Here is a 12,765-nt window from a genome sequence, read left to right as displayed (position 1 = left end):
GATGGCGCGCCGAGCGCCCGCCGCTTCGCCGACGTCCTGGCAGGCGGTCGGGGCTGCCGTCGTCAGTCCGCGCAGCAGCGGAAGCCGAGGTGCTCGTAGGTGTAGCTGCGCTGGCTCGAGGTGTTCCACCAGCACTGCGCGTTCTGGTCGCTCGCGTAGGAGTTGCCGCCGCGCGTCTGGCAGAAGCTGCTGAACGTCGCGCCTGCGCACTCGTCGGTCCACTCGAGGGTGTTGCCGCTCATGTCGTACAGCCCGGGATAGCCTCCCTGGCAGGTCGCGAGCGAGCCCACGGGCAGGCGGCCACGCACGGTCCCGGTGGTTCCGTCGGGTGCGCCCGAGCCGTCGCTGCCGCGGGTGTTGCACGCCATCAGGTCGAACACGCCGCTGTACGGGTACGAGATGCCGCCTCCCTGGGAGCACGCGTAGTACCACTGGCTGCGCGTCGCATCGATGAAGTCGGCCTGCGCGTTGGCGCCGCCGCCGATGCGCCCGCACAGGCGCTTGCCGGCCCACTCGCAGTAGGCGTACGCGTCGCACCAGTCGACCCAGCCGACGGGGTGGTTGGGGCGCTGCGTGACCTCGCCCGCGAAGTCCGCCGTGTTGGGCGCGAACGTGGTGTTGGCGGTGCACGAGGCCGGCTGGCCGCTGACGTCGCTGCCGCGCGCCGTCAGGAACGCGTCGTACTGCGCGCTCGTGACCTCGGTGGAGTCCACGCAGAAGCCCGCGGGGACACGCACCATGCTGGGCCCGGCGGTGCCTGGGCAGGCCGTGCCCGCGTCGCCCACGGGGCCCGCGTCGGTGGGGGCGCCCGCGTCGGCTTGGGAGCCCATGTCGTCTGCGCCGGCGTCCGCAGGGGGACCCGCGTCGACGGCGGGACCCGCGTCCGCGACGCCTGCGTCGATGCCGCCCATGTCCATCATGCCCGCGTCCGTCATGCCGCCGCCGCAGTGCGCGCCTGCCCCTGTGGTCAGCCGGGCGAACGACAGGCGCAGCGACGCCGCGCCCAGGCGGCACGTGGCGCTCGCGCTGCTGGCGCAGCAGTCCACGGACACCGTGTTGCACAGCAGCGGCGCTGGCTGGAGGAACGCGCGCGGGCTGCCGCTGGTGCACGTGCCCGTCCCCGCCGCCCAGCCCGGAAAGCGGGACAGGCGCATCACCGCGATGGTGGAGAAGTGGCTCAGCAAGAGGGCGCTCCCATCGTCCGAGAGCGCGAGCAGCTCCGGCACCTGCGGCCCGGGTGCGGTCGGCACGTGGGCCACCAACGGCTCGCCACTCGCGGGGCGTACGAGGATCGGGTCGTCGAAGGTCATGCCCGCGGGGGCCAGGGCCAGCGCGGCCTCCACGTCCTCCGCGGGGTAGCCGATGCTCGCGGCCGTGGTCGGGGTCAGCGTCACCGTGCGGCCGGCCGCGCTCGCGGGGAAGGTGAGCTCGATGGCGGTGTCGCCGACCGGGACGCTCACCGAGCCGCCGCCCGTCGGGACGGTGTAGACGACGGCGTCGCCTGCTGGGCCGTCGTCGCCGCAGCCCGCGACGAGGGAGAGGGTGAGCAGCAGAGGGAGGGTGCGTGTGGGGTAGAGCCTCATGATGGCACTCTACGAGCCCCTCTCCGCCCCAGATCGAGGCGCCCCGGGAAATACCCCATCTCTACCCGGTTGCGGGTGTCTCCACCCGTGGCCTACCTTCACGGCCTGGTGTGGTGGTCGTCACGCATGCCACGCGTCGTGCCGCTCGCGGTGGCGTGTGGGCTCCTCGTCGGTTGCGGACGGGCGCCGCTGCGTGAGCTGGACGACGTGCGCCTCGAGCCGGGTGAGACACACGACGGCGAGCGTCACCTGACGCTCCGGGCGCGCCTGCCATTCCTCCCCGGGGACGCCGACGACCTGGTGCTGGAGGTGCCCCCCGTGGTGGAGACGTGGGAGGCACGGGTGGACGACGAGGTCGTCGCGCGCTGGGAGCGGCCCACGGGCACCGCGGGCGTGCCGGGGGTGGCCACCGTGTTGGTGCCGCTGCGCCGGTCGCAACTGGGGCGGCCGCTCACGCTGAGCATCGCCTCGCGCCACCTCCACATCGGGCCGATGGCGCCGCTGCATCTCGGCGCGCGGAGCGACGTGGTGGGCGCGATCGTGGCGCGCGATCTGGGGCCGCTCGCCGTGGCGGGACTGCTCGCCATCGCCGGCCTGCTGGTGCTCTCGACCCTCATCGCGGCGGAGCGCGAGCGACGACCGCGCGTGGCCCTCGGCGTGACGCTGCTGTCGCTCTCGGCGTACGTCGCCAACTACACGCAGGTCCGTGACCTCGTGGTGCACGCGCCGCGCGCCTTCACCATCGCCTGGGGTCTCGGCATCCCGTGGGCCGCGTGGGGCGTGGTCGTGCTCACACGTGAGCTCGTCGCGCTCCCGGCGGAGGGGCGCTCCGCGCGCGCGCTCGGCCGCTCGGAGCGCGCGTTGGTGGTCGTCGCGGGGCTCTACACGCTGGTCGCGGTCGGCGGGCAGCTGCTCCTCTCCGTGCTGCCCGCGTCGGTGGCGCGCCCGTACTACGCGATCCTCATCCCCCTCGACGTGACGGTCCGCCTGGCCGTCGCCGCCACGGTCGCGGTGGTCGTGCCGGCGGTGGCCTCCGTCGCCCGACGCGACCGCAGCGCGCTCTTCGTGCTCTTGGGCGTGGGTGCGCTCGGGACGTCGACCGCCATCGACGTGGGGCTCTACGCCGCGGGCGCGAAGCACCGCTGGACCAGCGACGTGGCCTGGGGGGCGCTGGGGCTGGGCGTGGCGCTGGTAGCCTCGTTCGGGGCGCGCTTCGCCGCTCTCAACCGAGCGGTGGAGGCGCACGCCGCAGACCTCCAGCGGCGCAGCCAGGAGCGGGACGCGCTGGTGCACGAGCTGCACGATGGCCTGGGCTCGTTGGTCACCAACATCCGCATGCTGGTGGGCGTCGGCGAGCGCGTGCCCGACACGTCGCAGTATGGCGCCATCGGCGGGCTGGCCGAGGAGGCGCTCTACGAGCTGCGCGCGTTCACGCATGCCACCCGCGAGGAGGCCAGCACGTGGGATGCGACGGTGGCCGACCTGCGGCACGCCACCAGCTCGCTCGTCTCGCCGCACGGGCGCGCGTTCGAGGTGGACGCGCGCGTCCTGCCCGACGCGCCGCTGCCGACCAGCGTCACCCTGTTGCACGTGACTCGCGTGGCCCGCGAGGCCGTGATGAACGCGGTGAAGCACACGCCCGCGGGGCGCATCGACGTGCGACTCGTGGTGGACGCGCAGCGGCTCACGCTCGAGGTCGAGGACGAGGGCAAGGGCAGCGAGATGAACGCCGACGGAGACGCCGAAGTCGCCGCGCCCGGCTGGCTCTCGGGCGGTGTCGGCATGGAGTCGATGCGCGCGCGCGCGCAGGCGCTGCGAGGGACGCTGACCATCGAGAAGACGCGCGGGACGCTCGTGCGGCTGGAGGTTCCATGGACGTGAGCGCCCCGATCCGGGTCTTGTTGGTGGAGGACGATGCGCGCTTGCGGCGTTCCCTGCGCCTGTTGTTGGACAGTGATCCACGCCTGCACGTCGTAGGCGACGTGGGGACCGCGCGCGACGCCCTCGCCCTGCCGGACACCTTGGTGGCGGACGTGGCCGTGGTGGACCTCGGGCTGCCCGATGGATCGGGCGTCGACGTGATCCGCGCCTTCAAGGACACCCGTGCCTCGCTGGACATCATGGCGCACACGGTGTTCGACGAGCGGGGGACGGTGCTGTCCGCGCTCAAGGCCGGCGCCAGCAGCTACGTGCTCAAGGGCTGCGCACCCGAGGAGCTGATCGACGCCGTGGTGCAGCTCCACGAGGGCGGTGCCCCAATGTCCCCCTCCATCGCGCGCCAGCTGGTGGAGGCCCTGCGCGCGCCAGCCGAGGCGGACGAGCCGGACCCACTCAGTCCCCGCGAGCGCGAGGTGCTGCGTGCCATCGACGCGGGCCGCACGTACGCCGAGGTGGCGGCGACACTGCACATCAGCCCGCACACGGTGCACACGCACATCAAGAACATCTACGCGGCGCTGCAGGCGAGCGGCAAGCGCCAAGCTCTCGCGGAGGCTCGACGGCGCGGGCTGATCTGAGCGCGACACGACACCCCTCGCGAGCGCGAGGTGCGAGGCCGACCAGCGTCCGAGGGGCGTGGCACGCTGCCGTGCGCTACGGTGCGCGCGTATGTCGTTCGAGACCCGCTGGCTCCGTGACGGTGTGCTGCTGTGTCGCTGGCCCAGCGTCATCGACAACGGCGCGCTCGAGGAGAGCATCCGCGGCCACGATGCGTTGCTGCGAGACCACATCCCAAGGCCGTACTGGGCCGTGCACGAGGCCTCGGGCGGGTTCCCCATCGTGACGGCCGGACAACGTCGCGTCATCGGCGAGTGGCTCGGGCGAGAGCAGACGCGGACCCACCGCAGCATCCGTGGGGCGCTCGTGGTGACCCCGTCGCCGTTGCTGCGCGGGATGGTCACCGCAGTCCGCTGGGTCGCCAATCCTCGGTACGAGTGGAAGACCTTCGCGACGCGCGACGAAGCGCTCGCGTTCATCGACGCGTACGTGGCGCCCTGAGACCAGCGCGTCCCTGCGGCGGCCTGGCATTGGCTCCCCGCCTTCACGTGCTCGCGCACAAAGCGGGAAGCCATGGGGCTCGCCTGCGGTACGATCCTGCACACGGGAAGGAGCCGACCATGTCCACTCGCCGCACCGCAGCACCCACGCCCACCCACTTGGCCCGCGGCTTCGCGCTCGGGTTGGGGCTCAGCGCGGCCCTCGTCGGCTCTCAGCCGGCGCCGCACGACGTCTTGGCGCAGCCCGCTACCTCGGCCGCGGCGAGGTCGGCCCCCCGTCAGCGGCAGCGGCGCTTCTACATGCTGTTCGAGGCCATCGCCAACGACCGCGTCGCCGAGGTGCGCCGGAGGCTGCCGCGGCGCGAACAGATCAACGACATCGACACGACGTCGGGCACGACGCCGCTCACGTGGACGCTCATCGCCACCGGACCACCCACGGCCGCGCACATGGAGATCGCGCGCATGCTGCTCGACCGGGGTGCCGACCCGAACGTGCGCGACGGGGGAGGCACGACCGCCATGGAAGCCGCCGTGGCGTACCCGTGGCCCGAGATGCTGAGCCTGCTCATCGAGCGCGGCGGCGACGTGCGCGTGCCCGCCAACGTGGGCGAGACGACGCTCCTGTACTCCGTGTGTCAGGGCAACGGCACCGACTGGCCCGGTCGCCTCGAGCAGCGGTTGGCCATCGCGCGCATGCTGGTGGACGCCGGGCTGGACCCAACGGAGATGAGCCCGTGGGCCCAGTCGCACAACCTCACGGCGGTCGACAACTGCGTCATCTACGACATGCCCGACATCGCCCGGCTGTACGTCGAGCACGGCGGCCGTCCGCGTGCCTCGCTCGACAGCCGAGCCCCACAGCGTGCTGCCCTGGCGCGCGAGCTGGTCCAGCTGGCCGACGCGCGCAGCGGAGCCGTGCGGCCCCAGCCCGTCGCTCCTCAGCCCGTGGCGCCCCAGCCTGTGGCGCCCCCGTCCGCGCATCCCTGAGTCCGTCTCGCTGCGGCCGAGTGCGCGCGTGACCCATCGCGGCCCTGCCGCTAGTCCGAAAACAAGGCGTGGAGGCCGAGCGGCGGGAGCGCGGCAGGGTCCTTTGCGCGGAGCTCGGCCACGACATCGGCGATGCGGGGCTCTCGGCGTGCGACGACGATGGCGATGTCGAACCGGCAGCCAGGGGGGATGAAGCGGCACGCCAGGAGCGCGCCCGCCAACACGAGGAGCTCCGCCGACACGTGTTCCCCGTCGCATCGCGCCATCCCGTGTTCCTCGAGCGCCGTCAGCGCAGCGTCGGTCGCTCTCGACGACGCGACGTCCAGGTCAGCCGGGACGTCCGCCGCGATCAGACGTCCGAGCCCGTCGACGACCAGCCATCCCAGCGGCTCACCCGCGCCTACCACGGGGAGGAGCGCGGCGACGAGGTCCGCGAGGTCCGAGCCGTTGGTGAAGCGGTCCGTGGCTCCGCCGCCCACTGACATGGCGCGCGCGGGGCGAACCGGCCGAAACACGGGGCCGTGTGCTCGCCGCCAGTCGACGAGAGACACGACGACGTCCCTCTCGTCGGACCCGCCCCCAGGCTTGCGCGGACCGTCAGTCATGCGCTCAGCATACGCAAAGCCGCGCGCCCCGTCGCTTGACCCGCGATGCCCGCCGGCGCGAAGCCGAACGGAACGCGGAGACCGCGCGTCGTGAGCGTGACGAGCGCTGGCGGCGCATCCAGGTCAATCGGTGACGGGCGGGTCCTGCGGCTCGAAGGCCGGCAGGTCGAAGTCCAGCGGGATGCCATCCGGGTAGGCGCTCACACGACGAGCGGCGGGCGGAGGTCTAGACGAGGGTAGCGGACCAACCATGGCAGGGGGCACGAAGGGGGACTCCAGCGCGGCGGGAGGCTGCAGATCATCGGGTGCCAACAGGTCAGGCGCGACGAGCGGGTCGCCCGCGGGCTGCAGCGGGCCGAGGTCGATGGGCTCGAGCTCGATCGGCGCGACCACCGAGGGCGCCCGGGGCACGCTCGGGCGCGGGGCCGCAGGAGGCGGCGGCTCGGCGACCTGGGGCTCACGCTCCGGTACGGAGTCCATGCCCATCACGAACGCGAGCACTCCCGCCAGCAGCCCGATGCCCAGCCCGCCGATGTGGGCTCCGTAGGCGACGCCACCTTCCGGGTCGTACAGCGCGCCGAACAGCTGCTGCGCGCCCCACAGGGGGATGGCCGCCCAAGCCGGCATCATGAACGTCCCGCGTCGGAAGAAGACGAGCAGCCACACCAGGTAGCCCATCTTGATGCGCGTGCGCGGGTACGACACCACGAACGCCCCCAGCAGCCCCGAGATCGCACCCGAGGCGCCCACCATCGGCGCCAGATCTCCCACGTTCATGGCGTGGTGAGCCAGGGTCCCGGCGAGGCCCGCGGCGAGGTAGAGGGCCGCGAAGCGGGCTGGTCCCCAGAAGCTCTCGATGACGCTCCCCGCCAGCAGGAGGAACACCATGTTGCCCAGCAGGTGGAAGAAGTCGCCGTGCATCCACATGCTGGCGAACAACGTGCCGAGCGTGGGGCGGCCGGGGCGGTAGCCCAGGCGCAGGATGGGGATGCGGTTGAGGTTCGCGAGGAGCTCGCGTGACGCGGCGACGAGCTCGTGGTCCGCTTCGGTCAGGACGTGCGTGGCGTCGCACTGCGGCGGCTGGATCGCGTCCAGCAGCTCCTCCTGAATGCCGCTGATCGCGAAGTCGACGCAGGCCTCGGGGTGTTGGGTCAGCACCCGCATCATCTGCTCCTGTGCAGCGTCCGCGCCCGCGACCGCCCGGTGCTCGAATCCCCACGCGACGACGTGGAGCAGCGAGCAGATCGCGATGATGCCGAGCGTCAGGCGCGGTAGGCCGAACACACTCCGGTCATGGCCAATCGGAAACAAGAAGAACTTCTGCAGCCCTCGGTCGTGTCGATGCGGGGCGACTCTATCAGAACGAGCCCGTGGTAGCCTGCGGCGCGTGAACGAGCTCGAGGCGAGGATGGTGCGCGCCGCCTTCGAGCGGCTGCTGGGGCTGCCCAGCTGGGGCGTGGAGAACACACATGGCAGCTTCCTCGCGCTCAACTTCGGCGCGCCGTCCCTGGTCGTCGGCGACGTGCGCTCCCTCTTGGGCGCAAAGCCGCGCCGTGCTGTGCACGTCGAGGGGGCGTACTACTGCTGGATCGAGCAGGCGTTCTGGACGCTCTCGCGCGACGCTGCGCGGATGACTTCGGCGGACAGCCCACGACCCGAGCTTCAAGTCGCGCTCCGTGATCACCTCGACGGGCAGGCGCTGAGTGCGGTTGGGCTGCAAGACCGTGTGCTCACCCTGACCTTCGACTTGGGCTCCGAGCTCACCGTCGAGCCATGGCCTGGGGAAGCGCTCAGAGAGGACTCGTGCCTCTGGCATCTGCGCGACGCGACGCACTGGCTCTCGCTGAACGCGGATGGCCGAGTGACGACCGAGCGTCACGCGGGCTAGCGCTCACCGGGGCGCCGTGCGTGCTGTCCGGGCTACATGCTGTTGCGAACGAGGCGCGCATCCACGCGCGCCGCGAGCTCCAGGAACGCGTCCAGCACGGCCGCGGGGGCTTCCATCTGCGGGTAGTGCCCGACGTCCAAGCGCACGATGTCGATCCCCGGCTGACGGCGCTCCAGCTCGTCCGCCAGGTGACCACCGCTGACGGGGTCGTGCACGCCGTTGATGACCCGCTTGGGTACGCTGGTGTCGAAGAAGGCAGGGACCCAGCGGGCTGCCTGTGCGCGACGCTCCGCCATGTAGGCGATGAGGTCGGCGAGCGCGCGCTTGCCCCCTGCGCGCGTGACGAGCGCGTAATGCTGGTCGAGCTCCTCACGGCTGGGCTGCGACCGGGGCCCAAAGACGGCTGCAAGCGAGCGCTGAAAGCGGCGCCGGCCCACGAGCTGCGACGCGAACGGCCCGAGGCGAGCAGCCGCTGGATGGGGCGGGGTCGGTGCATCTCGGGAAGCAGCCCACCGTTCAGGAACGTGATGGAGAGGAGCTTCGGGCCGTGGCCCTCCGCGTGCCTCGCGAGCAGCTCCTGCCCCACACTCACGCCGTAGTCGTGGCACAGCACGTGTGCCTCTTCGACGCCGAGGGACGCGAGCAGCGCGAGGTGCAGCTCGGCCTGCTCGACGACTCGGTACGCATGGCCCGCGGGCTTGTCGCTGAACCCGAAGCCGAGCATGTCGGGGGCCATGACATCGAAGCGGGTCACCAGCTCCGGCCAGACCTTGTAGTAGTCCCAGCTGGACGTCGGGTACCCGTGGATGCAGAGCAGCGGCGGGCCGCTCCCCTCCCGCCGATAGAACACGCGGTGCTCCCGGAACGTGGTGTACACGCCGCCGCGCTCCCAGCCTTCGATCGTCTGGATGTCGTCGCGCGCCGCGCGTGAGTTCGTCGTCATGCGTGTTGCCTCTCGGTCCTGTCGGCCCACGGACTCGGCCGCGTCAGCGCGAGAGCAGCGCGCGGGCCACGTTGGAGAGTACCTCCCCGGCGGGCTGCTCGATCCGCAACATCGCGTAGGGGTCCCCGCGGCTCTCGCCCAGGTTGAGGATGGCGACCGGCTTCCCGTGCGTGTGGGCGTGTCGCACGAAGCGGAAGCCGCTGAACACCGCGAGGGAGCTCCCGACCACCAGCAGCGCGTCGGCGCGGTCGATGCGCGCGTAGGCCTCGTCCACGCGCTCGCGGGGGACGTTCTCGCCAAAGAACACCACGTCGGGCTTGAGGGTCCCCGCGCAGCGCACACACACGGGTGACACGAAGTCGGCGACCCACGCGACGTCTGCGTCCCCATCGGGGGCCCAGGCCTCGACCTGCGGATCGAACGCGGGGTTCAGCGCTCGGATGCGAGCCTGCAGCGCGTCCCGATCTTCGCGCGCGTCGCAGTCCAGGCAGCGCACCTCCGCGAGGGCGCCGTGCAGCTCCACCACCTGCTGGCTGCCCGCCGCGTGGTGCAGCCGGTCGACGTTCTGTGTGATGACGGGGCTGGTGAAGCCCGCCCTCTCGAGGCGCACCAACGCGTCATGGCCTGCGTTCGGGCGGGCGAGACGAAAGCGCTCCCAGCCGACCGTGCTGCGCGCCCAGTACCGCGCTCGCGCCTCGGGGCTGCCCATGAAGGCGGCGAAGCGCATCGGCTCGCGGGCGCGCCGGCGCGTCTCGGGCCCGCGATAGTCGGGGATACCGCTCTCCGTGCTGATGCCGGCGCCGGTCAGCACCGCCGTGGTGCGGCCCTGCAGGAAATGGATGAGCGCCTCGGTCACCACTCGGCAGCGTGGTGCCGGAACGCCACGCTGCCAAGTAGGCCGAACGACGCGGCGACGCGGCTAGAAGAACACGCTCCCCGACGCCATCAGGTGGAACGGCCAGCCGGGCGTGAAGTTGATGTCCTCGCAGCCCGCGAAGCCGCCGCCTTCGTCGACCGCGCGCGTCCCTGCGGGGCAGCTGGAAGCGTCGACCTCACCCGCGACGCGTGAGACGGTCGCGAACTGCGCCTGGCGCCAGCGCGTGTTGGTGAGGTTCTGCACCGTCAGGCCGAGGGCGAAGCGCTGCGTCTCCCAGCGCACGCTGGCGTCGATGCGGTAGAAGCCCGCCGCCTGCAGGAAGTCGTCCTCCGTCGCGGGGCGGTCCGCGATGTAGACGAGTCCCACGCGCCCCGAGAGGCCGGTCGCCGCGTGCTGCACCAGGACGCCGCTGTCCAGCATGAAGCGCGGCGCCAGCGCGACGGAGTCCGCGTTGCCGGGGTTGTCGACGAAGACCGAGTTGGTCCACGTCAGGTCGAGATCGAGCGACAGCCAGGGGAGCGCCTGCACGCGCGCGTTGGCCTCCACGCCCATGCGTCGGGTGGCCCCGCGCGGCTCGGTCGTGCCCGCATCCCCAATCCACACGATCTCGCTGTCGAGGTCCAGCAGGAACGCGGCCGCCGAGACCTCCAAGCGGTCACGCAGCTGCAGCCGCGCCCCGAGCTCGTAGCCGCGCGCGCGGGTGAGCGGGGTGGCGGGGTCCACGTCGGTCACCACGCCGCGGGCGTCATTCGAGTGGAAGCCGTAGCCGAAGTTCGCGAACAGCGAGAGCTGCTCGATGGGCGTGACCACCAGCGTCGCCTTGGGGCTCAGCAGGAAGTCGTGCGCCTCGCCGCTGGTGCGCGTGCCGAGGGTGGCCACGTCCTCCAGGCGGTCCTGCACGTTGAACGCGAAGTAGTCCGCGCGCGCCCCCACGACCAGTCGCAAGAAGCGATAGCGCACGTCCTCCTCCACGAAGAACGAAAGGCTGCCTTCGCTGATGCCCGCGTTCACCAGCTCCACGCTGCGCTCGCGACGCGGGGCCTCGAACAGGCTGTTGCGGATGTCGTCCAGCCGCAGCTGGGCGCCCGCGCGCGTGCGCAGCTGCACGGGTCCGAGCGACTCGCGGAACTCGTAGGCGCCGCGGAGACCACCCGTCAGACGTTGGTCGCCCTGGCGGATCATGTCGCCGTCCACCGGGTTGGCGCTGAAGTAGGTGAAGTTCGAGTACAGCGCGAAGCGGTAGTAGGTCAGCCAGCCGGTCAGCTCGAACGCGCCGCGCGTGGTCGGATCGGCCGTCTGGTCGTCGGCGTGTGCCGCATCCCCGTCGCGTGCAGCGTGCCGTGCTCCGCCGGTCGGCAGGCGCAGCGAGGCGTACACACTGTGGCGTTGCGTGGCGCCGCCCTCGTTCGGGTCCAGCGTCCCGAAGCGGTCGAGGCGCCCGGCCCGCACCTCGCGCAGGGGCAGCTGCCCGTTCGCGGTCCAGTCGCTGAGATGGCCCGTGACGGTGAGCGACAGGCTGCCCCCGTTGTCGAAGGGGCGGGTGATGCGCCCGAAGACGTTCACGCGCCGCAGGTCTTCCGGGTTCTCGAAGGGGCCATCGGTGCCGTAGACCTCGACGGCCAGCGTCGGCACCACGCCGCGCACCTCGGGGCTCAGCACCGCGACGCTGCGGAAGCTCCCGTACGTACCACCGCCCAGCGTGAACGAGCTGCGTCGCACGTCCTGATCCAACACCAGGTTGACCGCGCCCGCCGTGGCGAAGTCGCCGTACTCCGCGAAATACGGGCCCTTCCGGATCTCCATGCGTGAGATGAGCTCGGGGATGACCCACTGCAGGTCCGAGTAGCCCTGACCGTGGCCGTGGCTCACGTTGTTGACGGGAATGCCGTCCACGTGCAGCGCGACGTCCGTGCCGTGGTCGGCGTCGAACCCACGCAGGAAGTACTGGTTGGCCTTGCCCCCACCCGCGTGCTGGATGACATAGAAGCCGCTCCCCGCGTTGAGCAGATCGCCCGCCGAGCCGAAGGGTCGCAGCCGTAGCTCCGCGCCTCGGAGGTTCGCTGACGAGGTGGCCTGGAAGGGCTGCTCCACCTCGCCCGTCGCGCCGAAGCCCGCGTCGTCGTCGTCCTGAGGCTCGCCGGGATCCTCTAGGCTGTCGTCCGCGCCGGGTGTGCGCGCGTCCGTGGGGTGCGTACCCTCGGCGGCGTGGTGGGTGTGCGCCGTCGCCGGGTGGGTGTGCTCGGGCGCCGGGTGGGTGTGATCCGTTGCGCTGTGACGGTGCTCCGGGCTCTGGAAGAGGACCTCGAAGCGCACCCGGGAAGCGACCGCGCTGCCTGACCGCGTGGCGGGCTCGAACGTCAGGCCACGCACGAAGCGCTCTGCGGCATCGTGGAACAGGGCGGCCTGCTCCCCCTCGCGGTCGGACTCGAGCACGTTGGACTCCACCACCGACCCATCACGGTCGATGGTGATCTGCAGGAGCACGCGCGCGGGTCGACCGTCGCCTTCGGCGGGGTAGGGCGGGTGGCCGTGCTGCGCGACCGGCAGGCGCGGAGGGGTGACGGTGTCGTCGGGCGTGGTCGGGCTGTCCGCTGCTGCAGCGGGCGCGCCGGGGCCATCGGCCGTGGGGCGGTCAGAGGGAGGGGATGGAGGGGCCGTGTCGTCGGCTGAGGGAGTGTCCCCAGCAGGCGTTTGAGCGAACGAGGCGTGGGCCAGGAGGAACCCAGCGAGCACGCCCAGCGACCGAGCGGCCGCAGGATGGATACGCATGAACATGACTTTCGAGAAGACGGAACGCGGCGCCTCGCGACCGAGGGGTCACGGCGAGACGACGCGGGCCGCGAGGACCAAGACGAAGAGGCCGCAGCAGGCGCAGGGCCTCGC

The 12,765-nt window shown here is 71.9% G+C and carries 10 protein-coding genes and 1 pseudogene; 5 read left to right on the top strand and 6 right to left on the bottom strand.

The annotated features are described in order from the left end of the window. Positions 1-62 precede the first annotated feature (62 nt). Positions 63-1,583: an SUMF1/EgtB/PvdO family nonheme iron enzyme gene (locus H6726_00745; GenBank protein MCB9656146.1), complete on the bottom strand. Its 1,521-nt coding sequence runs from the start codon at positions 1,581-1,583 to the stop codon at positions 63-65. 126 nt (positions 1,584-1,709) lie between these two features. Here H6726_00745 and H6726_00740 point away from each other — a divergent pair, with 126 nt between their 5' ends. From H6726_00740 to H6726_00725, 4 genes are all read left to right on the top strand, one after another. After that, positions 1,710-3,464 carry a hypothetical protein gene (locus tag H6726_00740; protein MCB9656145.1) on the top strand — a complete coding sequence of 585 codons (1,755 nt, stop codon included), beginning with the start codon at positions 1,710-1,712 and terminating at the stop codon, positions 3,462-3,464. Next, the gene (locus H6726_00735; protein MCB9656144.1) at positions 3,461-4,099 is read left to right on the top strand and encodes a response regulator transcription factor; all 639 of its coding nucleotides are present in this window, start codon (positions 3,461-3,463) and stop codon (positions 4,097-4,099) included. The genes H6726_00740 and H6726_00735 overlap by 4 nt, the downstream gene beginning before the upstream one ends. 91 nt (positions 4,100-4,190) lie before the next feature. Then, positions 4,191-4,580, top strand: a complete 390-nt coding sequence (locus tag H6726_00730; GenBank protein ID MCB9656143.1) for a hypothetical protein — start codon at positions 4,191-4,193, stop codon at positions 4,578-4,580. A gap of 119 nt (positions 4,581-4,699) precedes the next feature. Next, a complete protein-coding gene (locus H6726_00725) occupies positions 4,700-5,569 on the top strand; it encodes a hypothetical protein (protein MCB9656142.1) in 870 nt (289 codons plus the stop codon). 50 nt (positions 5,570-5,619) lie between these two features. Here H6726_00725 and H6726_00720 read toward each other — a convergent pair whose 3' ends face one another. Both H6726_00720 and H6726_00715 read right to left on the bottom strand, forming a co-directional pair. Beyond that, complete coding sequence (locus H6726_00720) at positions 5,620-6,174, bottom strand: hypothetical protein (GenBank protein MCB9656141.1); 555 nt, start codon at positions 6,172-6,174, stop codon at positions 5,620-5,622. A 123-nt stretch (positions 6,175-6,297) separates the two neighbouring features. After that, a complete protein-coding gene (locus tag H6726_00715; protein ID MCB9656140.1) occupies positions 6,298-7,458 on the bottom strand; it encodes a rhomboid family intramembrane serine protease in 1,161 nt (386 codons plus the stop codon). Positions 7,459-7,561: 103 nt separating this feature from the next. Between H6726_00715 and H6726_00710 the strand changes: the two genes are divergently transcribed. Continuing rightward, positions 7,562-8,062, top strand: coding sequence for a hypothetical protein (locus H6726_00710; protein ID MCB9656139.1), 501 nt, complete (start codon positions 7,562-7,564; stop codon positions 8,060-8,062). 32 nt (positions 8,063-8,094) lie between these two features. On the opposite strand, the pseudogene H6726_00705 reads toward H6726_00710, so the two are convergent. The 3 genes and pseudogenes from H6726_00705 to H6726_00695 all read right to left on the bottom strand — a co-directional run bounded on the left by H6726_00705 (position 8,095) and on the right by H6726_00695 (position 12,651). Next, positions 8,095-9,005 (bottom strand): annotated as a pseudogene (locus H6726_00705) (alpha/beta hydrolase). 43 nt (positions 9,006-9,048) lie between these two features. Further along, complete coding sequence (locus tag H6726_00700; protein MCB9656138.1) at positions 9,049-9,864, bottom strand: NAD-dependent protein deacetylase; 816 nt, start codon at positions 9,862-9,864, stop codon at positions 9,049-9,051. 60 nt (positions 9,865-9,924) lie between these two features. After that, positions 9,925-12,651: a TonB-dependent receptor gene (locus tag H6726_00695; GenBank protein ID MCB9656137.1), complete on the bottom strand. Its 2,727-nt coding sequence runs from the start codon at positions 12,649-12,651 to the stop codon at positions 9,925-9,927. Between the last annotated feature and the right edge of the window lie 114 nt (positions 12,652-12,765).

It is taken from the genome of Sandaracinaceae bacterium (genome assembly GCA_020633055.1).
Classification (GTDB): Bacteria; Myxococcota_A; Polyangia; order Polyangiales; family Houyiibacteriaceae; genus JADJJE01.
This window is presented reverse-complemented; position numbering and strand designations above follow the sequence as displayed.

Coding starts and splice junctions, on each gene's coding strand:
- H6726_00745 (MCB9656146.1), bottom strand. CDS start 1,583: ATGAGGCTCTACCCCACACGCACCCTCCCTCTGCTGCTCACCCTCTCC.
- H6726_00740 (MCB9656145.1), top strand. CDS start 1,710: ATGCCACGCGTCGTGCCGCTCGCGGTGGCGTGTGGGCTCCTCGTCGGT.
- H6726_00730 (MCB9656143.1), top strand. CDS start 4,191: ATGTCGTTCGAGACCCGCTGGCTCCGTGACGGTGTGCTGCTGTGTCGC.
- H6726_00725 (MCB9656142.1), top strand. CDS start 4,700: ATGTCCACTCGCCGCACCGCAGCACCCACGCCCACCCACTTGGCCCGC.
- H6726_00720 (MCB9656141.1), bottom strand. CDS start 6,174: ATGACTGACGGTCCGCGCAAGCCTGGGGGCGGGTCCGACGAGAGGGAC.
- H6726_00695 (MCB9656137.1), bottom strand. CDS start 12,651: ATGCGTATCCATCCTGCGGCCGCTCGGTCGCTGGGCGTGCTCGCTGGG.